Raw genomic sequence first — 25,411 nt, 5'->3', positions numbered from 1 at the left:
GCCGGCGGGCAGGGCCGTGCGGCTCAGGCGGGACGATCAGAGGTGTCGGCGAGCCGAATGAGGGTCTGACGCCCGGTCGCGACATGGACACGTTCGCCCCCGCGGAGCGTGAATGCCTCGAGTTCGCACACAGTGAGGGTTCGGCCGCTCTTGATCACGGTGCCTTCGGCGAGCAGGAAGTCGCCGACGGCGGGGGCGAGGAGATTGACCGTGAAGTCGACGGTCAGGACGGAGTCGCCGAGCGAGTAGGTCGACAGGCCGGCATATCCACCGGCGGTATCGATGAGCGCACTGGTGACTCCGGCGTGAAAGTACCCGTGCTGCTGGGTGAGGTCGGAGCTGTACGGCACCCGGAGCTGACAGAATCCGCGACGGAGTTCGGTGATGGCGGCGCCGAGATGGCGCATGAGTCCCTGGCGGGCGAAGCTGGCGGCGACGTGCTCGGCGAGTTCGGCATCGAGCTCACCGGGGGTGCTCTCCATCGACATCCTTTCCCTTGTGCGCCAGGGTTTCACGACGTTTCGCCGGTCGCGGCGATCAGGCCGAGCAAGCCGGGAAAGCGGCGTTCGAGATCCTCGCTCCGCAACCGGCTGCGCCGCTCCAGGCCGTACTGACGCTGATGAATGACGCCGGCCTCGCGCAACACCTTGAAGTGGTGGGTGAGGCTGGACTTGGGCCGGTCGAAGCCGAACCAGCCGCAGGGGTGGTCGAACTCGTCGGAATCGAGCAGCAGTTTGCGGGCGACGGTCATCCGCAGCGGATCGGCGAGTGCTCCCATCACCACCTCCAGGCGCAGCTCGTCCACCGGCGGCTCCGGCAGCAACGGGGGCCGTTCGGTCTCGTTCGCGATGTGGGCCATGCGATCATCGTACCCCTTGTACGAAGTTTCTCGTACTGCTAGCTTTCGCAGTACGCATTTTCTCGTACTAGGAGGTCGGCATGGCAGTGACCGTCGGCGAAACATCGGTTCGGACGGGCTCGCGATGGCAGTTGATCAGGGCGGCATGGGCGGTGACGGCGGTGTTCGCGCTGTCCAACTCCCCCACTCCGCTGTACGTGTATTGGCAGCGCGAGCTGGGCTTCTCCTCGGGGACGCTGACCGTGGTGTTCGCCGCCTACATCGCGGGCCTGGTGGCGGCACTGCTGGTCGCGGGCCGGGCGGCCAATCGGTACGGCCGCGTCCGGGTCGTCGTCCCGGGCATCGTGATCGCGCTGGTTTCGGCGGTGTTGTTCATGAGCGCGCACAGCGTCGCGACGCTGATCCTCGCGCGACTACTGGTCGGCATCGCCGTCGGCGTGGTGGTGTCGGCCGGGATGGCCGCGGTCGTCGACCTCGGCGGCGAGAGCCGTCGGCACGTGACATCGATGCTCGCGTCGATCGCGATGGTGTTCGGCGCCGGGCTCGGACCACTGCTCGGCGGGGTGATTTATCAGATCACGAGCCGTCCGGTGGGGTGGGTCTTCAGCGTCAACATTCTGCTTCTGCTGGTGGCCCTCGCCGGCTATTTCGGCCTTCCCCTGGAGCGGCCCGCCGGAACTCGCGGCTTCCCGTGGCCCCGGCTTCCACAGGTGCCCGAGCGCAATCTGCGGCACGTGCTCAGCGGGGCAGCCGTTTTCGCGCCGGGCCTCACGGCGACCTCGTTCGTGCTGTCACTGGGACCGTCACTCCTGGTCCTCGCGGTCGGCAACACATCTCCGCTTCTCGCGGGCGGCGCCGCCTGCGTCATGTTTCTCGCGGCGACGGGTTCGCAACTCGCCCTCGGCGGGCTCACCGTCTCCCGCCTGTTCGCACTGGGCACGGTCAGCACCGTGCTGGCCATGAGCGCGGTCGTGGCCACGCTCTACACCGAGAATCCGGGCCTGTTCGTGGCCGCGGCGCTACTGGCGGGCGCGGGACAGGGACTGAGCCAGCTCGGCGGCCTGCGACTGATCGCCCAGCACGTCACCGGCGATCGGCGCGCGGAGGCCAATGCCGCGCTGAATATCAGCGCCTACCTGCCGGCCGCGATTCTGACCGTCGGCACCGGTTACGCCATCGGCGGTTTCGGTATGCGGCCCGCGGTCACCGCGCTCGCGATGACCGTGGCCGCACTCGGACTACTACTCGGCCTGACCGCACGAAGGGCAGGGGCCGAGGAATGACGGGACGGGGCCCCTCACAGATGCGGATGGCTACCGAGGGAGGCGGTATAGACAGCCGGATGACCGTGCGCCGCAGCGAGATTGCGTCGTTCCTGGTCGGTCAGGGAGTAGCGGGCCAGGGTGCGGCGGGCGTAGCCGCGCAATGCCTGCAACAACGAGGGGTGAGCGTGGGTGTGGATCATGGCTGGATCCCTCCTCCCTGATCTGTCCGGGTGAGCGAGGACACCATTCTTCCATTGGTTCACCTGAATTTCAGCTCGAGTTCACTTGTGTGTTCACCCGAGAGCGGAGCGTTGCCAATTCCCAGACATGATGAGAGGATTCGTAAGTAATCTTCTCATCATGTCTAGTGGTCAAAGGAGATCACCGAATGACCGCCTCCGTCGCCCCCGCCGAGCGCGCCGACCACGAACTCGGCCCCCGAAAGCCGATCGAACCCGGCACCCGCATGTGGGATGCCGTCGGACTGATCACCTTCTCGCTCACCGCCGGCTCGGCCTTCCTGCTGCAGACGATGGAGCCGACGATCTCGGCGGTGGTCGACGAACACTCCACCTTCCGCACCGATCCGATGGGCCGCGCGATGCGCAGCCTCGCCGCGGTGATGACCTGGACCTACGGCGGTGCGGAAGCGGTGGCCGAGGCGGACCGGCTGCGCCACATGCACGCCTCGCTCACTACCGTCGATGCGCAGGGCCAGCGGCACTCGGCCCTCGCGTCCGGGCCGTGGGCGTGGGTGCTGCACACCGGGACCTACGCGTTCACCGAGGCGTCGAAATACTTCGGCCCCGCTCCCCTCACCGACGCCGAGAAGGAGCAGTACTACCAGGAGGTGCTGCAACTGCTGCGGTTGTTCTCGGTGCCGCCCAAGGAGATTCCGCCGACCTACGCGGACTTCGAGGTCTTCTTCGCCGACACCGTCGACAACCACCTGGTCGCGACCGACACCGCGCGCGACTATCTGAAGACCATCCGCCACGTCGCGCCGCCGAAGTCGCTACCGGCGCCCCTGCGGCCGCTGTGGAAGATCGCCGCCGCGCCGGTCGGCCGGATGCAGTACTTCTGCACCGTCGGCACCACCCCGGAGTCGGCACGCCGCAAGCTGGGCCTGACCTGGACCGCGGCGGACGAGCGCAAACTGCGGGTCCTGGGGTGGTTGATCGGCCATCTGGTCCCGCTGCTGCCGGAGCGGATCCGGTACTTCCCGATCGCCTACGAGGCGCGCCGGCTCGAACGCGACCGGGCTCGGCTGCGCAAGGTGCTCGATCTGCGGCCGATGTGAGCCGGGACGAGCCGGCGATTTCCGACCCCGGTGCCGTGGGCCGGTCTCGCGGGAGGGCAGACTCGACAGTCCTATGGTGTCCGAGAATTCATCCCCCCGCAGCCGGCCCGCGCCCGGCACCGACGTCGACGACCGGACGGCTGAGCGCCTGGCCGAGGCGCTGCGGTGCCGCACCGTCTCCCGCGACGACACCGAGCCCGATGCGGCCGAATTCGGCCGGCTCGCAAGCCATCTCGAACACAGCTTCCCGCTGGTTCACGAATGTCTCCAACTCGAGCGGTTCGGGCACAGCCGGCTCTACCGCTGGCCGGGCGCCGAACCCGGGACGTCGGCGATCCTGCTCGCCCATCAGGACGTGGTTCCGGTCGACGACGAACAGCGCTGGACACACGCACCCTTCGCCGGTGTGGTCGACGACGAATTCATCTGGGGCCGGGGCGCGATCGACGACAAGAGCCGGCTGCTGGCGATTCTCGAGGCCACCGAGGCGCTGCTCGTCGCCGGTCACCGCCCACGCCGCGACATCTGGTTCGCCTTCGGGCACGACGAGGAGATCTTCGGGCGCGCCGGCGCCACCCGGATGGCCGCGCGGCTCCGCGACCTGGGCGTGCGGGCGGATCTGCTGCTGGACGAGGGTGGCGTGATCACCCACGGCGTCGCCGATGGAGCCACCGCACCGGTCGCCTCCGTCATGATCGGCGAAAAAGGCTGGGCCACGGTGCGTTTGCTGACCACCGACACCGGTGGCCACTCGTCGATGCCGGGCCGGGAGACGGCGGTCGGCCGCATCGCCCGTGCGGTGGCCAGGATTCAGGATCGCCCGATGCCGCTGCGGATGACCCCGGTCGTCGCCGATATGCTGACCCGCTTGCGTCCCGCCATGGCCGAGCCCCGGCGCACCGCGCTGCGTCTGCTACCGGTCGCCGGCGCCGCCCTCACCCGGCTGATGGCGACCCGGCCGCAGACCGAGGCGCTGGTGCGCACCACTACCGCACCCACCGTGATCCGCGGCGGCGTGAAGGCCAATGTGCTGCCCCAGCGGGCGGAGGCGCTGGTGAATTTCCGCATTCTGCCCGGTGATTCGGTGGCCGACGTCGTCGAGCACTGCCGCCGCGTGGTCGCCGACGACCGGGTCTCGATCGAATTGTCGGGTACGGCTTCGGAGCCCTCGCAGATCACCCGCCCCGGACCGGCATTCGACCTGATCGCCGAGCTCACCCGCGAGCTGGTGCCGCAGGCGGTGGTCACCACCGGCATCGTGCCGGGCGCGACCGACTCCCGGCACTACGACGCGCTGGCCGGCACCCGGTGCAACTTCGCCCCGATCCTCGTCGACGCCGCCGATCTCGAGCGCATCCACGGCACCGACGAGCGGCTGTCGCGCGCCAACTATGCGCGGCTGATCGAATTCAACCGCCGGCTCCTCGCCCACTACACCGAGGCCGGAAGCTGATGCCGGGAATGTCGGCCTCCGCCGCTACGCTCAGCGGGTGCGAGCTACAGCAACGTTCACCGTCAAATCCTTCGTCGCCACCGATGTGCTGCCCGACCCCGACATCCCGACCGCCACGCCGGTCGGAATCGCCCGGCTGGAAAAGCATTTCGAGGGTGAGGCGGTAGGCCGGTCGGCGACGTTGTTCACCGCCGCCTTCGACCAGCTCACCGGGAAGGGCACCTATGTGGCGATGGAGTCGTTCGAGGGTTCGCTCAACGGATTGGCCGGCACCTTCAACTTCGCCCATTCGGCGACCACCGCGGGTACCGATCGCAGCGCGGAATTCTTCACCATCGTCCCGAGCAGCGGCACCGGCGAGCTGAGCGAGATCACCGGAACCGGCGGACTGGCGGTCGACCCCGACGGCACCCATCGGATCTGGTTCGATTACGACCTCGGCTGAGAGGTCCGGCACGCGGCGGGCCGAATCGGCCCGGCCCCCGCGGCCGTGCGCGACAATGACGCGGCGACAACGCGGACGGAGGCAGCGATGATCACTGGCGACACCGGCGAGTTCGACGCGCGAGGCGGACGGGTCTTCTGGCGCGCTTGGTTACCCGACCGGGTGCGGGCGGTGGTGGTGCTGGTACACGGCGTCGCCGAACACTCCGGCCGTTACGACCATGTCGGTAAACGGTTGGCCGACAGCGGTTTCGCGGTCTACGCCTTCGATCACATCGGGCACGGCCGCTCGGCCGGCGGGCAGGCGAATATCGAGTCGATCGACGCCGCCGCCGACAATGTGAACACCATGCTCGAGATCGCGTCCGCGACATATCCCGCGGTGCCGCGGTTCGTGCTGGGTCACAGCATGGGCAGCCTGATCACGCTGTATCTGGCGACCCGGGCCCCGCTCGACGTCGCGGGGATCGCGGTGTCGGCGCCGCCGGTCGTGATCGAAGCCGGTAATCCGCTGCAGCGCCTGCTCGCCCCGGCGCTGAGCCGGTGGGCACCGAAACTCGGTGTGCTGCAACTGGACTCGTCGGCGATCAGCCGCGACCCCGAAGTGGTGCGCGCCTACGACCGCGATCCGCTGGTCTACCGGGGGAAGCTGCCCGCCCGCACGGCCGCCGAGATTCTGCGGGGCGCCGAATTCGTGCTGGGCCACCTGGCCGCGCTGCAGGTCCCGACCCTGGTACTGCACGGCGGCGCCGACGAGTTGGCCGCACCGGAGGGCGCCGATCGGATCGAGGCCGGCGCCGGGACCACCGATCTCACGGTGCGTCGCTATCCGGGCCTCTATCACGAGATATTCAACGAACCGGAGCGGGCGGCGGTCCTCGACGACCTGGTGCGCTGGTTGGAGGACCACACCGCGGCGCAGTAGCATCCGAGAATGAGCACTACCGACCAGGAACGGATCGCGTTCGTCCGGGCCAACTGGCACCAGTCCATCGTCACCCAGGCGTACGAGGGTTTCCTGGCCGAGTACGGCGACCTGGGGTATTCCGCCGAGGCGGTCGAGGTCTTCGACGTACCCGGCGCCTTCGAGATTCCCCTGCACGCGCAGCGACTGGCCCGCACCCGCCGCTATGCCGCGGTGGTGGCCGCCGCTCTGGTCGTCGACGGCGGGATCTACCGACACGATTTCGTGGCCTCGGCCGTCGTCGACGGACTGATGCGGGTGCAGCTCGAAACCGACGTCCCGGTGTTCTCGGTGGTGCTGACTCCGCATCATTTCCACGAGCACAGCGAACACGTCGACTACTTCACCAAACATTTCCACACCAAGGGCGCCGAGGCCGCACGCGCCGTCGCGACGACCCTGAGCTCGCTGCGCACGCTGCCGAGCGGCGCGGTCTGAGGCGGACCGGCACCCGGGGCCGAGGGGCGACCGGTATGTCCTATCGGCCGCCCCGGCCACCTCACTTGTAGGTGTTCAGGCAGGCCGCCTCACCGTCGAGAACGCCGGTGCGGAAGGCATCCAGTCGCTGATAGCCGCCGGCGACGACCTTGCCGTCGGTATCACTGGCGGCCAGACCGTCGGCGAGCAATCCCGACACGGCGGCATCCAGGTCACCGGCGGTCAACCGCGGATCGCTGGCCGGATCGCTGAGCTTGGTGGTGACGGCGCCGGACAGGCAGGCGGTGCGCAACCCGGCGGTCTCGGGCCCGGTCAGCGACAGGTGCCGGTCCTGTTCCACCGCCAGCGCGTAGCGCGAGATGAAGACGACGTAGGCGTTGTAGTTGCCGTCGACCACCGCGGACAGCGGCTCGTCGGCGCCGGGCTGCTGTCCGGCGCGTTTCGCCAGTTCCGGGATGTCGGTGCCGATGGTGTTGGTTGCCGGGCAGTACGAAACCGGCTCCAGCCCGGTATCTTTCGGGCAATCGCGGACGATGCCGGAGTAGTCGAGCTTCGGCGGTTGTGCCAGCGGGTAGATGCGGCCGAGCGCGGCGGCGGCGGCATTGAGCCCGTCGACGTCGACACCCATCTGATTCTCCTGATCACCCGGCTCGAAGGTGGTCGGCAGGCCGCCGCGCCGTTGCTGAATCTCCTTCTTGTTGATGCCTTTACAGCCGGCGGCGCCGTCGGACCAGCCGATCTGCACCGCGGTGACCCGCTCGAAGGCGGACCCGTGCACATTGCGCGGGTTATCGGGATCGCGGTCGCGCACCGCGACCGTCGCGCCCAGAACGCCGTTCAACCCGTCGGTGGTGTTGAGCGTGAAGTGCGCCGAGCCGCCCTCGGCCACATGCCGCAGGAATACCCCCGCGAAGCAGTCGGCCTGCTGTTCGAGCACGATGCCCGGGGTGAAGAAGCCGTTGAGCCGGGCCTGATCCTGGAGCGAGTGGCCGTACTCGTGGGCCAGTACCATCACCACGGCCATCTTCCCGTATTTGGCCGAGATCAGCGGCAGCAGTTTGCCGCGGTCCCAGCCGACCGTCTTGTCGATCTTGCAGTAGGCCGCGTTGACCATGCGGTACGTGCTCGATCGGCAGAAGGTGACGGCTTGTTCCTTGGGCGCGTTGGCATCCCAGGAGATGAAATGATCGACCGGCTTGAAGGTACCGGGAAAATACTTGCCGTATTCGGCGCCCCAGTAGTCCTGTAGATCGGCGAGCGTGTTGAGTGCCAGCCGGTCCATCTCCCCGCCGTCGCCGTTGTCGGCGTGCAGCGGCGCGTCCGGAACGCCGGGCCGCGGCCCGCTCGGCCCGGCGGCACTGGGCGCCGCGCCGCTGAGCGCCCAAGGATTGTCGCCGGTCGCCGACACCTCTTGTGCCACAGTAGTTTTCGCGTCACTACCACATCCGGCCAGCACCGCACCGAGCGCCAGCAGCCCGGCCGTCGCGACCAGCCGCAGCCGCCTGTTGTTTCTCATGCCGATTCCTCCCCGATACCACTGTCGATACCCGGACCGACGACGGTCCGGATTCCGCACAGCGGCCCCCCGTCTCCCCGAGCGCTCACATCGTAATCGGGCCTACCGCCCGATGCGCAACGTTCGGTTCGCGACCGGTTCATTCGGGCCGGTGACGGGCGCGACATGGCGGCCACACCCAGGATTCATCTACTATTTACCTACGTAGGTAGATGCTCAACGGCGAGCAGAGAGGCCGATCCCATGCCCCGCATTCCCCGGATGACTATGACTCTTCCCGCCCTGTCGGCACTGGCCGCAGCCGCTCTGGGATTGGGCGCCGCACCCGCCGAGGCCGAAGCGCGCCGATCGCCGGCCCAGCCCGGCACGGACTGCCTCTGGGCCGGTGCCACGCACCCCGTCGGCGCCACCGTGATCGCGGGTGGCCGTGGCTACACCTGCGGCACGGACGGCCGCGGCGAACCGGAATGGGCGATCGGGGCACTGACCGAACGCGCCGATACGGTCGCCAATCCCGGCGCCCACATCGACCCCACCGCACAGTTCAGCGCCGGCGCCCGGCAACCGGGTACCGCCTACACCGACTACTGCGTCGGCAATCAGCTCGTCGCCGGCACCGAGGACGTCTATCAGGTGGTGCGTGATCGCGACGGCCGACTCTTCTGGAAGGCCGCCGAACCGATCGATTCCTGGCAATTCGGCCGCGGAACCGCTGTCCCGGAACCCACCTGGCGTTCGACCGCCCTGTGTTACGAGGGCAATCTGGCCTGATCCTCAGCCCTGTTTGCGATGCGGGACGAATTCCAGGGTCAGCAGGGCCGCCACGGTGAATACGATCTCCCGCCAGCGGATCAGGACGAAGCGCTGATGGCCGAACGAGTTGAACTTGCGCAGGAACCGGTACAGCGATTCCAGCCGGATCAGCGGATCCAGCGTGCGGGCCAGCACATAGATCGCCTGTTTGGAGCGCGACCGATCCTTGTCGGCGAACAGTTCCGGAAATGCGGCGAAGGCCAGGGAGATCCGGTGCACGTCGTGATCGCGACCGTATTCGACGAGATCGACGATCATGCGTTCGTCCAGGCCATTGGGGGCGTCCTTACGCCGCCACGGCACGTCGAGACTGAGCTCGGTGCCGTGATTGGCGGATCCGTAGCGCTGGAATCCGGCTACCCGGCCGTCGGCGTCGCGGGCGATCACCACCAGCATGCCCGGATTACGGCCGTCCAGCAGATGATCCAGGATCATCGAGAATCCGCGGGTCTGGTGACCGGTCCCCCATTCGTCGACGATACCGAGCAAGGTCTCGCGCATCTCGCGATCGAGTTCGCGTTCCGGTATCACCTCGGTCTTGACCCCGAAGTTGCGGGTGCGGCTGACGGCTTGCCGGAGATTGCGGAATTTGCGGCCGACCATATCGAAGGAGTCCACCTCGACCACCACGTCGCGTCCGATCGGAATGGCGTGCAGCCCATGGTGGTCGGCGGCCCGGGTGCGCCACAGTTCGGTGACGGCCGGGCTGGCGCCCAGCACCGCGATCCGCCAGCCGTGCGCCGCGGCGAATTCGGAGAATTCCGCGATCAGGGTGCCGAATTCGGAGCATTTGCCGACCGGGTCGCCGGCGACGACGGCGATCCCGAAGCGCGCCCGATAGCCGATCGCCGCGCTCGAATCGGCGCTGAAGAAATAGGATTTCGCCGAGTGCAGGGCGAACGGCGCCAGCGGATCTTCGACCGTCCGATCGACCAGGGCCGCGATCCGGTCACGCTGGTCGGGCTGAGGACGCGAGCTCTGCGGCAGCATGAGGATCAGCCCGGTCGAGGCCAGGCACACGAAACCCACGGTGGCGTGGTCGCTGCGGTAGGCGATGTTCGACACACCGAGCACGATCACCGCGACGGTGAAGTGCGGCAGCGTAATCGGCCGGCGCAGATGCAATCCGCGCGCGATGAACAGGCCCGACAGCGAGACCGCCACGAACCAGCCGCGATCGACGCCCTCCCGCGCGGCCCGGTCGGCCGCGTACAGCAGCACCACGCCGACCAGCAGCAGCACCGCGATCAGCGGAACCCGCACGGCGCGGGTGGGATTCAGGGTGGCACGGCGGTAGGTCCGGTATCCGGTGACGGCCGAATTGAGTTCTGCCATCACCGTCTCCGCTCACACGACGCGGCGTGTGCGGCGTCGAACCGGTGGGCGTTGCGCACGTCCACGAACATCCTCACCATGGCGGTCCTCCCGAGTGGTCGCGTACCGATACAGTATGCGGAACGCTGGTTCCGCCTCCGCGGGGCCCGTCGGATGCGCCGCGGCGGACGCGAACCCGGGTCGCCCGAACACGACGGCACGGCACTCTTTGTATCAACCGATATCGCGACCGGTCTGTTCCCCGCAACACGTTTACGTCGCCGTACGCCCCGCGCACCCCGGAAAAGCACGGAGGAAACGAGAACGCCACCCGGTATCACCAGGTCGCGCCCAAGCCGTCACCATCGCGGTACCCCGGTATCGGTTCGGTAACCGCGACAGCCCGGGTCACACCCCGAACACGCGTTCGACCACGGTTTTCGCCCGGCGGGTGACCCGCATGTAGTGGTCGAGGAATTCGCTGCCGTCGTCGGTGGGCCAGCCCGCCACGCGCGCCACCGCCGACAGCAGCGGCCCCGGTCCCGGTAGCTGATCGGCAGGTTTGCCACGCACCAGCACCAGGGCGTTACGGGCCTTGGTCGCGGTCAGCCAGGCGTCGCGCAGCAACTCGACATCCTCGGCGTCGAGCAGTTTGTCGCGTTCGATCACGGCCAGGCAGTCCAGGGTCGAGGTGTTGTGCAGATCCGGCACCTCGTGCGCGTGCTGGAGTTGCAGCAACTGCACGGTCCACTCGATATCGGCGAGACCGCCGCGGCCGAGTTTGGTGTGCGTGGCCGGATTGGCGCCACGCGGCAGGCGTTCGGAGTCCACCCGGGCCTTGATCCGCCGGATCTCGCGCACCGCATCCTCGGACATACCGCCCTTCGGATAGCGCACGGGGTCGATCGAGTGCAGGAACCGCACGCCCAGTTCCTGATTACCGGCGACCTGGTGGGCACGCAGCAGGGCCTGAATCTCCCAGGGCTGCGCCCACTGCTGGTAGTAGGCGCGGTAGGCGGCCAGCGTGCGCACCAACGCCCCGTTCCGGCCCTCCGGGCGCAGACCCGCGTCGACCTGCAGCGGCGGATCGGTACTGGGCGCGCCGAGCAGCCGCTGCACCTGTTCGGCGACGCCGATGGCCCATTTCACCGCGACGGTCTCGTCCGCGCCCGGCCGCGGATCGCAGACGAACAGCACATCGGCGTCGGAGCCGTACCCCAATTCCATCCCGCCGAGCCGGCCCATCCCGATCACCGCGAAATCGGCCGGCGCGGGAGCCTCGTGCTCGGCTTCCCAGGCCCGCACCACCGCCTGCAGCGCGGCCTCCAGCACCGCCACCCACACCGACGACAGCGCCCGGCACACCTGCGGCACCTCCAACATGCCGAGCACGTCGGCGGAGGCGATGCGGGCCAGTTCGTGGCGGCGCAGCGAGCGGGCGGTGGCGACCGCGCGGCGGGGATCGTCGTAGCGGGCGGCGCCGGCGAGGATGCTGGTGCGCACATCCTCGGCCTTGGGGCTGAGCAGCAGCGGGCCGTCGGGCCCGTCGGCGAACATCCGGATCGTCTCCGGCGCGTTGATCAGCAGATCCGGCAGGTAGGCCGAGGAACCCAGCACGATCATCAACCGCTGCGCGATCGCACCCTCGTCGCGCAGTTCGCGCAGGAACCAGATCTGGTCGTCGAGGCCCTCCGACACCCGCCGGTAGGCCAGCAGACCGGCGTCGGGATTCGGTGTGTCCCCGAGCCATTCGAGCAGGGTGGGCAGTAGCAACGCTTGGATACGACCCTTGCGCCCGACCTCACCGGTGAGCGCCTTGAGATGTCCGAGCGCGTTCTCCGGTGCGGCATAACCGAGCGCGGCCAGCTGGCGCACCGCGGCCTCGGGACTCAACCGCAGCGCGGCGGCGTCGAGGCGGGCCACCGATTCCAGCAGCGGACGGTAGAACAGCTTGGCGTGCAGCCGCCGCACTCGCAGGGTGTTGCGTTTGATCTCGCTGCGCAGCACACCGACCGCGTCCTGGCGCCCGTCGGGGCGCATATGCGCCGCCCGCGCGAGCCAGCGCATGCCCTCCTCGTCGTCGGACGCGGGCAGGGTGTGGGTGCGTTTGAGCCGTTGCAGTTGCAGGCGATGTTCGAGCAACCGCAGGAATTCGTAGGAGGCGGTCAGGTTCGCGGCATCGTCGCGGCCGACATAGCCCCGCGCCGCCAGTGCCGTCAGCGCCTCGACGGTGCCCTGCACATGCAGCGACTCGTCGGCCTTGCCGTGCACCAATTGCAGGAGCTGGACGGCGAATTCGACATCGCGCAGACTGCCGTGGCCCAGTTTCAGCTCGCGCTCGCGCAGATCGGCGGGCACCAGATCCTCGACCCGCCGGCGCATCGCCTGCACATCGGCGACGAAGTCGGGACGTTCCGAAGCGCTCCAGACCATCGGCATGAGCGCATCGCTGTACTGCTGCCCGAGCTCCAGATCGCCGGTGGCCGGCCGGTTCTTGAGCAGCGCCTGAAACTCCCAGGTGCGCGCCCACCGCTTGTAGTACGTGACGTGCGATTCCAGGGTGCGCACCAGCGCACCGGCCTTCCCTTCGGGACGAAGGGCGGCATCGACGTCGAAGAAGGCGCTGCCTGCCACACCCATCATCTCGGCGGCGAGCCGGGTGGCGGTGGTGTCGGCGGGTTCGGCGACGAAGACGACATCGACATCGGAGACGTAATTCAGTTCGCACGCACCGCATTTGCCCATCGCGACCACCGCCAGCCGGACCGGCACCGGATCGTCGGGGCAGACCCGCGCCACCGCGACCGACAGCGCCGCGGTGAGCGCGGCATCGGCGAGATCGGTGAGGTGGCGGCCGACCTGCTGATAGGGCAGCACCGGTTCGTTCTCCACCGTGGCGGCCAGGTCGTGCGCGGCCAGCAGCATCAGCTGATCGCGATATCGCTTGCGCAACACCGCGATTGCGTCCGGCCCGGCATGGGCGGCCCGATAGAGCAGCGGGGCGGCGTTGGGCCCCGTCTCCGGAGTCGCTCCCACGGCGGCCAGCAGATCGTCGAGCATCTCCGCACGGGTCGGCAGATCGCGGCGCAGCAACTGCCAGCCGGTCGGATCGGCCACCAGATGATCGGCGAACGCACTCGACGAACCGATCAGGGCGAGCAGCCTGCCACGCAGCGGGAGATCCTCGCGCAGCGCGGAATCCAATGCGGCCCAACCGGATCCGAGGGCTTCCCGGAGGCGGACCAGGGTCAGCAGTGCCAGATCCGCGTCCGGCGAACGCGACAACGCCCACAGCAGCGGCACGCTGTCGACGTTGTCCCAGGCGAGCTCTCGTAACGATGCGGCTGCCGTCGGCTCCAGCAATCCCAGCCGACCGGCGCCGGGAACCGCAGGACGTGCAGTCGGAGGCCGGACCATGATCTCAAATTACCCCTGCGAGGGCCGGCCCTCCGCACAGGCCCGGGTCGGGCGGGGCGGCGGTTCCGGACGTGGGACAGGTCTCATAGGTATAGCAAGGCCGGGCCCGATCTGCGGGCTTTCGTGCGTTCCGATACGAGCCCGTACCACCGCGCGACGAGACCGGCCGGACTCTCGAAGCCGGTCTCGCCCAGGCGATCACAGGGTCAGATACTCCTGCAGCTCCCATTGCGTCACCTGGCTGCGATAGGTGGCCCATTCGTGGCGCTTGTTGCGCAGGAAGAAGTCGAAGACGTGTTCGCCGAGGGTTTCGGCGACCAGTTCCGAGCGTTCCATCGCCTTGAGCGCCTCGTCGAGCGTCGAGGGCAGTTCCCGGAAGCCCATCGCGCGCCGCTCGGCCGCGGTCAGCGACCACACGTCGTCCTCGGCCTCCGGGGGCAGCGTGTACCCCTTCTCGATACCGCGCAGCCCCGCCGCGAGCAGCACCGCGAAGGCCAGGTACGGGTTGCAGGCCGAATCGGGGCTGCGGATCTCGACCCGGCGCGAGGACTGCTTGTTCGGCGTGTACATCGGAACCCGAACCAGCGCAGAACGATTCGAGCGGCCCCAGGACGCGGCCGTCGGCGCCTCGCCGCCGTGGATCAGTCGCTTGTAGGAGTTCACCCACTGGTTGGTGACGGCACTGATCTCGTTGGCGTGTTCGAGGATTCCGGCGATGAACGCCCGCGCGGTCTCGGACAGGTTGTTGGGATCGTCCGGATCGGCGAAGGCGTTGTGCTCACCCTCGAACAGGCTCATGTGCGTGTGCATCGCCGAGCCGGGATGGTCGGAGAAGGGTTTGGGCATGAACGAGGCGCGGACCCCTTCGTCGATGGCCACTTCCTTGATCAGATACCGGAAGGTCATCACGTTGTCGGCCATCGAGAGCGCGTCGGCGTAACGCAGGTCGATCTCCTGCTGACCGGGCGCGCCCTCGTGGTGGCTGAACTCCACCGAGATCCCCATCGACTCCAGCGCGTCGATGGCGTGCCGGCGGAAGTTGGGCGCCTCGTCGTGCACGGCCTGATCGAAGAAGCCGCCGTTGTCGGCGGGCACCGGACGGCCGTCCTTGAGCGCCGAGCGGATCAGGAAGAACTCGATCTCCGGATGCACGTAGCAGCTGAACCCGAGATCACCCGCCTTGTTCAGCTGCCGGCGCAGCACGTGCCGCGGATCGGCCCAGGACGGCGAACCGTCCGGCATCGCGATATCGCAGAACATGCGCGCCGAGTGCTGATGTCCCTTGCTGGTGGACCACGGCAGCACCTGGAAGGTCGACGGATCGGGCTTGGCGACCATATCGGCCTCCGACACGCGGGCGAAGCCCTCGATGGCCGATCCGTCGAATCCGATGCCCTCCTCGAAGGCGCCCTCGAGCTCGGCGGGGGCGATCGCCACCGACTTCAGATATCCCAGGACGTCGGTGAACCAGAGTCGCACGAAGCGGATGTCCCGCTCCTCGAGCGTCCGCAGTACGAATTCCTTCTGGCGATCCATACGCGCGAGCGTAGGCACCTGCGGTTAAATCCGTGTTACATCGTGCAACAACCGCCGGTCCGAACGTGTGGCGTCACCCGCACGTGAGTCCTTCCGGGGGCGCCTTCAGGTCCGTCAGATAGGCGAAGACGGCATCGTCCACGCACGGCACGCCACCGGAAAGGAAGGCGGTGTGCCGGGTTCCCTTGTTGGTGATCAGCGCCGCGCCCAACTGGTGCGCCAGGTCGACGCCGGCCTGATACGGGGTGGCCGGATCCGCGGTCGTGGAGATCACCACCGTCTTGGGCAACCCGGGAGCGGAGATGTTGTGCGGCGACCCGCTGTTGGGCACCGGCCAGAACGCGCACATCTCGAGCGGCGCCTGCCCGGTGCCGTGGCCGTCGTCCAGGAAGGGCGCGACCTTGCGGTATTCGGCGTCCTGCCGGTCGGTTTCGGCGCGGTCCTTGATCGCCGGATCGTCGACGCAGTGGATGGCCAGGAAGGCGTCCTGGGAGTTGTCGTAGCTGCCGTCCTTGCGGCGGCCGTCGTAGAGGTCGGCCAGCTGCAACAGGATGTCCCCCTGCCCCTTGGCCAGTTGAGCCAGCCCGGCGCTCAGCACATTCCAGCTGTCCTCGGCGTAGAGGGTGTTCTGCACGCCGGTGATCGCGTCGCCGTAGCTGAGACCACGCCCGTCGCGGGTGTCGGCCGGGTGATCCCACAGCGGATTAACCAGGTCGTGGAAGCGGGCCACCGCCTGGCTCGCATCCTGGCCCAGCGGGCAGTCGGGTTTGCTCGCGCAATCGGCCGCGTAGGCGTCGAAGGCCTTCTGGAAACCGGCGGCCTGCTGCACCGACTCCTTCTCCGGATCGGCGTCGGGGTCCAAGGCACCGTCGAGCACCATGGCGCGCACCTTGTCCGGGAACTTCTCGGCATAGGTGTAGCCGAGCCGGGTGCCGTAGGAATAGCCGACATAGTTCAGCTTGGGATCACCGAGTACCGCGCGGATGATGTCCATGTCCTGAACCACCTCGCGGGTGCCGACGTGGGCCAGGAATTCGTTGCCGGTCTTCTCGGTGCAGTGCGCGGCGAAGTCCTTGTTCTCCTGTTCGGCGGCCGCGATTCCCGCGGGGGTGTAGTCCTTCGGCGGTTCGGCGCGTTCGTGATCCCACTGCTGCGCGGTCAGGCACTGGATCAGCGGAGTGGACGCGCCGACCCCGCGCGGATCGAAGCCGATCCGGTCGAATCGCTCGGCGAGCGGGGTGTCCTGGCCCTGAGCCGCCATCCAGAGGCCCGACTGCCCCGGCCCGCCCGGATTGAACAACAGCGAGCCGATGCGCTGGCCGGTCGCCTTGATCCGGGAGACGGCGATCTGCGCGGTCGAGCCCTCGGGCTTGTCGTAGTCGATCGGAACCGAGACGTGCGTACATTCGGTGTCCTCGGGGAAGCGGGTCGACGAGTCGGCGAATCCCTCGCAGCTGCCCCACCGGGGGACCTGCGTGTAGTACTTCTGCAGCGCGGCCGGGCTCGGCGTGGACGGCTGGGCGACGGGAGGATTCTTCGACGTCGACGAGCAGGCGGCGGCCACACACATCAGGGCCACCGCGGCTGCGACGCGACCGGATCGCGACAAGGACATGCGCGTCATCCTTCCATCCCCCGCTGGTGTTTCCATTCCCCACTCGTGCCCGGACGTGGTGTGCGCGGGGGCCCGTTGTGATCACGCAAGCCGTCTCCGCCGGCCGGTCGCTGCCACCGCGTGTGACCAATCCCATCCCGGCGACGCCTTAAACGCGCAGGTGCCGCGGTGGCAGACTGGGTGGGTCACAGCAACCCGGGGACCCGATCGGGCCTCGAGGACCGACGAAAGGGACGACGATGTCCGCTGCACAGGACAATCCTGTTTCCGCAAGCACGGCCGAAACGGCTGCCTACGGTGCCGCACCGACAACTTCCCGACGGAAGACGCGAGTACAGCATCTGCAGCAGTGGAAGGCCGCGGGTGCGAAGTGGGCGATGCTGACCGCCTACGACTACTCCACGGCCAGGCTGTTCGAAGAGGCCGGAATTCCGGTCCTGCTGGTCGGCGATTCGGCGGCCAATGTGGTCTACGGCTACGACACCACGGTGCCGATCACCATCGACGAACTGCTCCCGCTGGTCCGTGGCGTCGTTCGCGGTGCGCCCCACGCACTGGTGGTGGCGGATCTGCCGTTCGGCAGCTACGAGGGCTCCCCCGAGCAGGCACTGGCGAGCGCCACCCGCTTCATGAAGGAGGGCGGCGCGCACGCGGTGAAACTCGAAGGCGGCGAACGGGTTTCCGAACACATCGCCCGGCTCACCGCCTCCGGCATCCCGGTGGTGGCTCATATCGGCTTCACGCCGCAGAGCGTCAACACCCTCGGTGGTTACCGGGTGCAGGGACGCGGCGACGGAGCCGAACAGTTGATCGCCGACGCCATCGCGGTCCAGGAGGCCGGAGCGATCGCGGTGGTGATGGAAATGGTGCCGGCCGAGCTCGCGGGCCAGGTCACCCACAAGCTGACCATCCCGACCGTCGGCATCGGCGCCGGCAGCGACTGCGATGCCCAGGTGCTGGTATGGCAGGACATGGCCGGATACACCAGCGGCAAGACCGCGAAGTTCGTCAAGAACTTCGGCCGGGTCGGCGACGAGTTGCGCAACGCGGCGGCGACCTACGCCGAGGAAGTGGCGCGCGGCACCTTCCCGGGGCCGGAACACAGTTTCTGATCGGTGGGCGTGAGCGGGCGGTTCGCCACGAGCCGCCCGCGCAGCCCTGCGCGCCCTCGCGCCCAGCCGTTCCACGGCTGCCGATTCGCGCTGGCCGGGCCGGGCGGGGTGGATTATGTTTGCCCGATGGGTGTGGGTCGAATCCGGTTGCCGGTCGCGTATTGCCCGGTGGGGCCACCGATCCCGGTCCGATGAGCGCACCGGTTTCGGTGGCCGATCAGCCGGTGGCTCCGCTGATCGATTGGGCCACCGCCGAACTCGTGACGCACGGGCTCACGGTGACCGGCGCCGAGGAGATCCGGCGACGGGACTGGACGCTGCTCGCCCGGATACACACGACCGGCCCGACGATGTGGGCGAAGGCGAGCGCGCGGGCCTTCGCCCACGAGGGCGCGCTGGTGCGATGCCTCGACCGGATAGCGCCGGGTTCGGTGCTGAAACCGGTTGCGGTGCACCGTGACAACGGGTGGATGCTCAATCCCGACGGCGGCGAGACGATGCGCAGCGGCCCGCTCGATCGCATCGTCGGGTCCGGCGCGGCCGCACCGGCCCCGCGGCCACCGGAGTGGGATGCCGTCCTGCGCCGCTACGCCGGCCTGCAGTACAGCCTGTGCGCACGCACGGAGACGTTGCGTGCCACCGGAACTCCGTATCTGCCGCCGTCCCGCCTGGTCGACATCTATCGCCGATTCGCCGGCCGCGCTCCCGGCCTGGAGTACGCGATCGCCGCCGCCGCGGACGAACTGGAACGGTTCGATCGGATCAGCCTGGAACACAACGATCTGTATCCCGGCCACGTCTTCCGCGCCGGCGGTGCCATCTTCGACTGGGGCGATGCGATCCTCACCCACCCGTTCCTGTCGATCCGCACCCACACCGATCCGGGCCGAGCGGCCTATTTCGACGCCTGGCGCGCCCACACCGCCATCTCCGACCGCGAGATCGCGCTGTCCGCCCGGCTCGCGCCGTTGACCACCCTGCATTCGTGGCTGACCATCGACACCGCCCCGGGCCGGCCCGCCGAACGGTTCGCTCCGTTCGTCACGGACATGCTCGACCGGCTGCGCACCGGCTTCACCTGAGCCGCGGCTGCGAAATGGCAGACTCGAAGCGCGCACAGCATGACAATCGAATGCGCCGGAATCGAACAGAGGGAACTGATGTCGCAGAGCCGTTGGATGACTCGCGGAGCGCTCGCGGTGGCGGGAGCGTTGAGTGTCGCACTGATCGCCGGATGTGGCGGCGGAGATTCGGGATCCGCCGGACCGGCCGGGTCGGCGGCGTCGACGACCACCAGCGGCACCCACCCCAGCGGTTCGGCGGGCGTCACCGCCAGGCCCGGGCAGACCAGCCCGATCCAGGTTCCGGACCCGGTGGGCCAGAAGCTGTGTGACGCGATCTCCCCGCAGTTGTCGGATTGGCGGGTGCAGGGCCCGACGCTGGGCCGGGTGGCGCTCAACATCACCGTGCACCAATGGGCCGCGGAGAACGGCGGCATCAATCTCGCGGTCCTCGGCGACAAGGCGGTCGTGGACCGCATCACCACCAAGAGCTGCGCCGACGTCCGCACCCAGGCCCTGCAGGCACTGGAGTTGCCCGATCTCGCCGCCGGAATCGCATTCTGATGCGCACGCTGTATCCGCCCCTGGAACCACATCGCGACGGCATGCTCGACGTCGGCGACGGCCAGCACATCTACTGGGAGGAATCGGGTAACCCCGAGGGCAAACCGGTGGTGTTCCTGCACGGTGGCCCGGGCGGTGGGACCGGCCCGACGCATCGGCAGTTCTTCGATCCCGCCGCCTACCGGATCGTGCTGTTCGATCAGCGCGGGTGCGGCCGCTCGACCCCGCATGTGGCCGACGGCGCGAGTCTCGAGGTGAATACCACCTGGCATCTGGTGGCCGACATCGAGCGGCTGCGCGGTCATCTGGGCATCGACCGCTGGCAGGTGTTCGGCGGCTCCTGGGGCTCCACTCTGGCGCTCGCCTACGCGCAGACCCATCCAGAACGCGTCACCGAACTCGTGCTGCGCGGGATATTCCTGTTGCGGCGCAAGGAAATCGACTGGTACTACAACGGCGCCGCCGGATTCGTCTATCCGGACGAATGGGAGAAGTATCTGGCCCCGATTCCCGAGGCCGAACGCGACGGCGATCTGGTGGCGGCCTACCACCGCCTGCTGCACTCCCCCGATCCCGATATCGCCACCGCCGCGGCGGTGGCCTGGTCCACGTGGGAGGGCGCCACGAGTTCTCTGCTGCCGCAACCGGATCGGGTCGCGGAATCGGCGGAACCACGGTTCGCCCTCGCGTTCGCCCGCATCGAGAACCACTACTTCGTGCACGGTGGTTTCCTGGAGGACGGGCAGCTGCTGCGCGATATCGACCGCATCGCCCATATTCCCGCGGTGATCGTGCAGGGTCGCCACGACATCGTCTGCCCGGCCATCAGCGCATGGGATCTGCATCGGGCCTGGCCCGGCTCCCGGCTGCACCTGGTTCCCGACGCCGGGCACGCCGCCGCCGAACCCGGGATCACCCATCATCTGATCGAGGCGACCGACGAATTCCGGGATCGAGGATGAGCGCCGCGGCCGGTCCCGCCGTCGTCGCCGCCCTCGGCGAGGACGTGGACCGGCTGCTGAGCGCCGAGCCGAAAGTCCGGGCCGACGAACCGGATTCGGTCCATCAGATGCGGGTCGCCACCCGCCGGCTGCGATCGGTCCTGCGGTCGTATCGGAAGGTCTTCCAGCGCAAGGACATCGACGCCATCCGCGACGAGCTGCGCTGGCTGGCCGGACTACTCGGCGTGGCCCGCGACGCCGAGGTGCGCGCGGATCGGTTCGCCGCACTGCTGGCCGAATACCCCGATATCCAACGCCGGCTGGGCCGGCGGCTGGTGAGCAGCGAACGCGCGGCGTACACCGATGCCCACCGGGCCGTACTGCACGCCCTCGACGGCGAGCGCTACACCTCGCTGCGCACCCGGCTGCTGGGCCTGCGCACCGATCCACCGCTGCGCCGCAAACGGGCCGCGCGCGACGCCGAGCAGGTCTTCACCGCCGCGGTGCGCGCCGATCTGCGCCGGCTGCAGCGGCGCGTCCGAGCCGAGCGGGAGGTCGACGACGCCGATTGCGTGGAGGCGCTGCACGATATTCGCAAGGCAGCCAAGCGGTTACGCTACAGCGCCGAGGCCGCGACCGACGTCCTCGACGGGCCGGCCGAGGATCTGGCCCGCCACGCGAAAAAGGTGCAGAGCGTGCTGGGCGACCACCGCGATGCCATCGAGGCGCTCGCCACCATCACCGCCCGCGCCGAGGCGGTTCGCACCCGCGGCGCCGACACCGGCCCCTACGAGTTGCTGTGTGCCGCCGAGGCCGAGGCCGCCCGCACCGCACTGGACCAGTATCCCGCCCTCGTCGAATTCCTGCGCTACGACTATCTGTCGTGACCGGTCGGGCTTGACCTTCACGTACACGTCAATCCTTACCGTCGGCGATATGACCACCGATGCACCGATCACCCGTACGATCCGCTTGGCCGCGCGTCCGCACGGATTTCCACGGCTCTCCGATTTCCGCCTGACCGAAGAACCGATGGCCGCCCCGGCGGCCGGCGAGGTGTTGATCCGGAACCTCTACATGTCCATCGATCCCGGCCTGTTGATGCGCATCGGCGCCTATCCCGGAATTCCGCTGCCCCCGTTGGCGATCGACGAGCCGTTGGCCGGGGACGCCATCGGCGAGGTGATCGAATCCGGCGATCCCGCGGTGCCCGAGGGCGCGCTGGTACTGCATCGCTTCGGCTGGCGTGAACACGCCCTCGCCGACGCGAGGACAGTGCGGGTGGTGGATCCGAACGCCTATCGTTCCCCGTCCGAATATCTCGGCTTCGGACTGGTCGCCTATGTCGGGCTGACCGTCGCCGCCGACCTGCGCGCCGGCGACACCGTCTTCGTCTCCAGCGCGGCCGGGGCCACCGGAAGCGTCGCCGGGCAGATCGCGCGGCTGCTCGGCGCCGGGCGCGTGGTCGGGAGCGTCGGCTCACCGCGGAAAGCCGCCCACATAGTCGAGACCCTCGGCTACGACGCGGCCGTCGACTACCACGACGAACCCTTCGTCGATCGACTGCGGGCGGCGGCGCCCGGGGGCGTGGACGTCTATTTCGACAATGTCGGCGGCGCGCAGCTGCGGGCCGCGATCGAGGTGATGAACGTCGGCGGGCGAATCGCGCTGTGCGGCGCGCTGGCGCGGCAGCGGGCCGGCGGTGAGCCGGATTCCGGGCCCGGTGATCTGCTTCCGGTGATCGGGAAACGGCTGACCCTGCGCGGCTTCACCACCCTCGATCACTTGGATCTGGCACCCGAATTCGGCCGCCGGCTCCGCGAGTGGACGACGGCGGGCCGGATCGTGCACACCGAGACCGTGGTGGACGGCCTCGACCAGGCGCCGCGGGCGCTACTCGATACGGTGCGCGGTCGCTATACCGGGAAGGTTGTGGTGCGCCTGGCGCGTTGAGCAGGAGGCGAACGTCGGAAAGGACAAGCGGCATGTTGATCGGCGAACTGGCGGCCCGCACCGGAGTCACCGCCCGGGCCCTGCGGTTCTACGAAGAACAGGGCCTGCTCACCTGCGGGCGCACCGCATCGGGATACCGCGACTACGACGAGGACGCGGTCGCCCGGGTACGCAATATCCGGGAACTGCTGCACCTCGGTTTCACCGTCGAGGATGTGCGGGCCTTCGCGCCCTATCTCGATCGGGAGCTGCCGGAGGTCTTCCCGTACGAACCGCGATGTGCCTTCGGATACGCCGTGGTCGGACCACCGCGAGTGGCGGAGCTGAACGAGCGCATTGCGCGGCTCACCCGGCTGCGCGATCGATTGGTGCAGCGGATGCCGTGGCTGGATCCGGAACAGGCCGGTGGCGACTCGGTCAGTCCGCCGGAAAAGTGAAGCTCACCATGCGTTTATCGGGGTCGGCGAGGTCCAGGCGGACTTGTACACGTCGGCCCTCCGGTGGGGAGCCCGCGCATTTGGCGATGATCGGCGGATCCGGGACGAAAATTTCCGCGGGCCGGTTGCCGTTACCCTCACGGATCACCACGGCGTCGAAGACGGCGCCCAATCGTGGTGCCAGCACGGTGGATTCGGTGAGATCGATACAGGCCCGCTCGAGTTTGCCGCCGAGGGCGTCGCTGCGGCGCATCGAGTCGGCGGCGGCCGGCAATCCGTCGCGCACCCACTGCGGCACCGGGGTGCCGGCGCAGCGAGCCAGGCAGATTTCGGTGGCGTAGCGGTCGGCGAGGCGCCGCAGCGGCGCCGTCACATGCGCGTAGGGCGCGCCGATTCCGCTGTGCTGCACCACATCCGGCATCTCACCGTCGAGCACGGTATAGGAGGCGCCGCGCAGCAGGCCGGTCGCTTCCGACATCAGCACCAGCGCGGCGGGGGTATTCGGATCCAGGCCGGCGAGCATGCGGCCGACCGGCATATCGGCCGGCCATCGGACACCGAGCGCGGCGGCGGTGCGCCGCATCGATGCGATGGCGGAGGCGGGCGGTGCCGGCATGGTCCGCAACAGCCCGATGCGCTCGCCGGAGGCATTGTCCGCCAGCATGATTCGGGCCGCGCACATTCCGGTGAGCAATGACACCTGCTCGTTCCAGTCGTCGGCGGCGGTGCGCGGCTCGACCACCAGCTGCCAGTGTTCGGTGTCGTGGTCGCGGCCGTCCGGAACCACCGATTGGGCGGGCAGCCGCAATTCGATGGCACCGCGGGCCAAACCCGCGTCGATCCGCAGGCGGCCGAATTCCGGCAGGGCCGCGATCGAGGGGTGCAATCGGCCGGCGTCGGCGTCGGCCTGGACGCTCGGATAGTCGAGGCGGGCCCGGGAACGGACCAGGGCGCGCTGCACCGAAAAGCGCTGCGGCTCGGCCTTGTCGTCGCATTCGATGGTCCACAGTGCTGCCGGCCGGTCCCGGTCGGGCAGCAGACTGGCCGACCCTTCCGAGAGCACCGGCGGATGCAGTGGCACGGTGCCGTCGGGAAGGTAGAAGCTCTGTCCGCGGAGGTGGGATTCCCGCGCGAGCGCACCATCGGGCGCGATCACCGCGCCGACATCGGCGATGGCGTAATGCAGCAGGAATCCGGTCGGGGTGCGTTCGAGATACAGCGCCTGGTCCAGATCCATGGCGCCGGGTGGGTCGATCGTCACGAACGGAATATCGGTGCGATCGGCCCGGACGCCCGCAAACGCATCGGATGCGTTGCGGGCCTCCGAGACCGCCTCGGACGGATAGTCCGAGGCGAGTCCGAATTCGGACCGTACGACGCCGAAATCCACCGGCGCCGAAACGATCCTGGGATGCAGTTCCACGCGGAGCGCTGAACCCTACTTGAGCGCCAGCATGGTGCCGTTCAGCTGATCGAACGGGCCGTACACGGTGAACACGACGCGGCCGTCGGGGTACTGCGACGACAGCGTCGCCGCGGCATCGAGGGCCTGGCCGAACGAGGCGGCCGACGGATGCGGCAACACCGCGATCGTCCGACCGACATGGGACTGGGAGACCCACTGGGTGTCACCCGGGCTGAGGTCGACCTGCACGCCACCCGGCAACGGCGTGACCGCGACCGCGGACGCGGAGCCCGCGCCCAGCACCGCCAGACCCGACGCAGCCGCGGCGATCACGGCACCGGCCGCCAACTTGCGAACTACTCGCATATATACAGAACCTGCTTTCCGACACTCGTAGCACCCGTAGTCGCTGCCACCCCCGGCAGCGACACTTCCAACGGCCAACACTTTATGACGTCGGTCACGGTTGCGGCCACTCCGGGGCGGTTCGTCGCGCGGGACACGCCGGGACCTGCCGATTCCGCCGAATTTGCCGGGGGTGCGCCGCCGCGGAACACCGGCTGCCACCGACCCGGCCGACCACGGCAACCTGTGGTGCCTGCGATTTCGCGGCCGAACCGGGTCGATGGCCCCGCTATCGCGGAGGGGCGGCACCGGTGGCGGCCCGGGCGCATCGCCGGCGGCATCGCGTGCAGGCGCCCCGCGTGAACGGAATAGTTCCGGCACGTAATAACCCGACATTCAGAGCAGAATGACATCATTTCGCGGCCCCCGGCGAACGGTGCGGAACCGGCACGCGGACCCGAAAGCGGTGGTCGAGTCCGTTTTCCGCCGGTCCTGCGGGGGTCGCGCCGCGCTGTTACTGTGGCCGAGTGGTGCGCCCCGCGCCGGATCGCGCAGCCGCCATCGAACTCGAAGGCCACCGGCCGTACGCACCGGTCTCCGGAGGCCGGTCCGGTAACGAGAGTTCGTCCCACGACGAGAGTCGTCGAGTAACAGTTCGT

Annotated in this window: 24 protein-coding genes; 14 read left to right on the top strand and 10 right to left on the bottom strand. The window is 68.7% G+C overall.

Features of this window, described 5'->3' with window-relative positions; genetic code table 11:
* Positions 1–23: 23 nt before the first annotated feature.
* Both ON37_RS08370 and ON37_RS08365 read right to left on the bottom strand, forming a co-directional pair.
* Positions 24–482 carry a PaaI family thioesterase gene (locus tag ON37_RS08370; protein WP_210742195.1) on the bottom strand — a complete coding sequence of 153 codons (459 nt, stop codon included), beginning with the start codon at positions 480–482 and terminating at the stop codon, positions 24–26.
* Between the two features lie 29 nt (positions 483–511).
* Entirely contained in the window at positions 512–859 is a 348-nt protein-coding gene (locus tag ON37_RS08365; RefSeq protein ID WP_040718245.1) for an ArsR/SmtB family transcription factor, read from the bottom strand.
* A gap of 80 nt (positions 860–939) precedes the next feature.
* On the opposite strand from ON37_RS08365, the gene ON37_RS08360 reads away from it, so the two are divergent.
* Positions 940–2,142: an MFS transporter gene (locus tag ON37_RS08360; RefSeq protein ID WP_051031350.1), complete on the top strand. Its 1,203-nt coding sequence runs from the start codon at positions 940–942 to the stop codon at positions 2,140–2,142.
* Positions 2,143–2,156: 14 nt separating this feature from the next.
* On the opposite strand, the gene ON37_RS32815 is transcribed toward ON37_RS08360, so the two are convergent.
* Positions 2,157–2,324: a hypothetical protein gene (locus tag ON37_RS32815; protein ID WP_157171389.1), complete on the bottom strand. Its 168-nt coding sequence runs from the start codon at positions 2,322–2,324 to the stop codon at positions 2,157–2,159.
* Between the two features lie 188 nt (positions 2,325–2,512).
* Between ON37_RS32815 and ON37_RS08355 the strand changes: the two genes are divergently transcribed.
* The 5 genes from ON37_RS08355 to ON37_RS08335 all read left to right on the top strand — a co-directional run bounded on the left by ON37_RS08355 (position 2,513) and on the right by ON37_RS08335 (position 6,723).
* Positions 2,513–3,424 (top strand): oxygenase MpaB family protein, encoded by a 912-nt coding sequence (locus ON37_RS08355; RefSeq protein ID WP_051031353.1) that lies wholly within the window; start codon positions 2,513–2,515, stop codon positions 3,422–3,424.
* A gap of 73 nt (positions 3,425–3,497) precedes the next feature.
* A complete protein-coding gene (locus tag ON37_RS08350) occupies positions 3,498–4,877 on the top strand; it encodes a M20/M25/M40 family metallo-hydrolase (protein WP_051031349.1) in 1,380 nt (459 codons plus the stop codon).
* 37 nt (positions 4,878–4,914) lie between these two features.
* Positions 4,915–5,322 carry a DUF3224 domain-containing protein gene (locus tag ON37_RS08345; RefSeq protein ID WP_040718243.1) on the top strand — a complete coding sequence of 136 codons (408 nt, stop codon included), beginning with the start codon at positions 4,915–4,917 and terminating at the stop codon, positions 5,320–5,322.
* An 87-nt stretch (positions 5,323–5,409) separates the two neighbouring features.
* Positions 5,410–6,246 (top strand): alpha/beta hydrolase, encoded by an 837-nt coding sequence (locus ON37_RS08340; RefSeq protein WP_040718262.1) that lies wholly within the window; start codon positions 5,410–5,412, stop codon positions 6,244–6,246.
* Positions 6,247–6,255: 9 nt separating this feature from the next.
* Positions 6,256–6,723, top strand: a complete 468-nt coding sequence (locus tag ON37_RS08335; RefSeq protein WP_040718242.1) for a 6,7-dimethyl-8-ribityllumazine synthase — start codon at positions 6,256–6,258, stop codon at positions 6,721–6,723.
* A gap of 61 nt (positions 6,724–6,784) precedes the next feature.
* Here ON37_RS08335 and ON37_RS08330 read toward each other — a convergent pair whose 3' ends face one another.
* A complete protein-coding gene (locus ON37_RS08330) occupies positions 6,785–8,239 on the bottom strand; it encodes a neutral zinc metallopeptidase (protein WP_040718241.1) in 1,455 nt (484 codons plus the stop codon).
* A 267-nt stretch (positions 8,240–8,506) separates the two neighbouring features.
* Here ON37_RS08330 and ON37_RS08325 point away from each other — a divergent pair, with 267 nt between their 5' ends.
* Complete coding sequence (locus ON37_RS08325; RefSeq protein ID WP_040718240.1) at positions 8,507–9,010, top strand: hypothetical protein; 504 nt, start codon at positions 8,507–8,509, stop codon at positions 9,008–9,010.
* A 3-nt stretch (positions 9,011–9,013) separates the two neighbouring features.
* On the opposite strand, the gene ON37_RS08320 is transcribed toward ON37_RS08325, so the two are convergent.
* From ON37_RS08320 to ON37_RS08305, 4 genes are all read right to left on the bottom strand, one after another.
* Positions 9,014–10,387, bottom strand: coding sequence for a bifunctional lysylphosphatidylglycerol flippase/synthetase MprF (locus ON37_RS08320; protein WP_040718260.1), 1,374 nt, complete (start codon positions 10,385–10,387; stop codon positions 9,014–9,016).
* A gap of 387 nt (positions 10,388–10,774) precedes the next feature.
* Positions 10,775–13,783 (bottom strand): bifunctional [glutamine synthetase] adenylyltransferase/[glutamine synthetase]-adenylyl-L-tyrosine phosphorylase, encoded by a 3,009-nt coding sequence (locus tag ON37_RS08315; RefSeq protein WP_040718239.1) that lies wholly within the window; start codon positions 13,781–13,783, stop codon positions 10,775–10,777.
* Positions 13,784–13,981: 198 nt separating this feature from the next.
* Entirely contained in the window at positions 13,982–15,319 is a 1,338-nt protein-coding gene (gene glnA / locus ON37_RS08310) for a type I glutamate--ammonia ligase (protein ID WP_040718237.1), read from the bottom strand.
* Between the two features lie 73 nt (positions 15,320–15,392).
* Positions 15,393–16,934: an alpha/beta hydrolase gene (locus tag ON37_RS08305; RefSeq protein ID WP_040718258.1), complete on the bottom strand. Its 1,542-nt coding sequence runs from the start codon at positions 16,932–16,934 to the stop codon at positions 15,393–15,395.
* Between the two features lie 239 nt (positions 16,935–17,173).
* Between ON37_RS08305 and panB the strand changes: the two genes are divergently transcribed.
* The 7 genes from panB (at position 17,174) to ON37_RS08270 (ending at position 23,002) form a co-directional block, all read left to right on the top strand.
* Entirely contained in the window at positions 17,174–18,046 is an 873-nt protein-coding gene (gene panB, locus ON37_RS08300; protein ID WP_040718236.1) for a 3-methyl-2-oxobutanoate hydroxymethyltransferase, read from the top strand.
* A gap of 191 nt (positions 18,047–18,237) precedes the next feature.
* The gene (locus ON37_RS08295) at positions 18,238–19,128 is read left to right on the top strand and encodes a hypothetical protein (protein WP_040718235.1); all 891 of its coding nucleotides are present in this window, start codon (positions 18,238–18,240) and stop codon (positions 19,126–19,128) included.
* A 96-nt stretch (positions 19,129–19,224) separates the two neighbouring features.
* A complete protein-coding gene (locus ON37_RS34030) occupies positions 19,225–19,671 on the top strand; it encodes a hypothetical protein (RefSeq protein WP_245553114.1) in 447 nt (148 codons plus the stop codon).
* Positions 19,671–20,633 carry a prolyl aminopeptidase gene (gene pip / locus ON37_RS08285; protein WP_040718234.1) on the top strand — a complete coding sequence of 321 codons (963 nt, stop codon included), beginning with the start codon at positions 19,671–19,673 and terminating at the stop codon, positions 20,631–20,633. Before ON37_RS34030 ends, pip begins: the two co-directional genes overlap by 1 nt.
* Positions 20,630–21,499 (top strand): CHAD domain-containing protein, encoded by an 870-nt coding sequence (locus tag ON37_RS08280; RefSeq protein WP_040718232.1) that lies wholly within the window; start codon positions 20,630–20,632, stop codon positions 21,497–21,499. Before pip ends, ON37_RS08280 begins: the two co-directional genes overlap by 4 nt.
* A gap of 49 nt (positions 21,500–21,548) precedes the next feature.
* Positions 21,549–22,565: an NADP-dependent oxidoreductase gene (locus tag ON37_RS08275; protein ID WP_040718231.1), complete on the top strand. Its 1,017-nt coding sequence runs from the start codon at positions 21,549–21,551 to the stop codon at positions 22,563–22,565.
* Between the two features lie 32 nt (positions 22,566–22,597).
* Positions 22,598–23,002, top strand: a complete 405-nt coding sequence (locus ON37_RS08270; protein WP_040718230.1) for a MerR family transcriptional regulator — start codon at positions 22,598–22,600, stop codon at positions 23,000–23,002.
* Here the strand turns inward: ON37_RS08270 and ON37_RS08265 are convergent.
* Positions 22,983–24,425 (bottom strand): RNB domain-containing ribonuclease, encoded by a 1,443-nt coding sequence (locus ON37_RS08265; protein ID WP_174362082.1) that lies wholly within the window; start codon positions 24,423–24,425, stop codon positions 22,983–22,985. The two genes, ON37_RS08270 and ON37_RS08265, sit on opposite strands and share 20 nt — an antisense overlap.
* A gap of 15 nt (positions 24,426–24,440) precedes the next feature.
* The gene (locus ON37_RS08260) at positions 24,441–24,773 is read right to left on the bottom strand and encodes a hypothetical protein (RefSeq protein ID WP_040718229.1); all 333 of its coding nucleotides are present in this window, start codon (positions 24,771–24,773) and stop codon (positions 24,441–24,443) included.
* Between the last annotated feature and the right edge of the window lie 638 nt (positions 24,774–25,411).

Source organism: Nocardia veterana NBRC 100344 (assembly GCF_000308855.1).
Lineage (GTDB): Bacteria > Actinomycetota > Actinomycetes > Mycobacteriales > Mycobacteriaceae > Nocardia > Nocardia veterana.
Note: the sequence above shows the minus strand (reverse complement) of the source record. Positions and strands in the feature narration are given on the sequence as shown.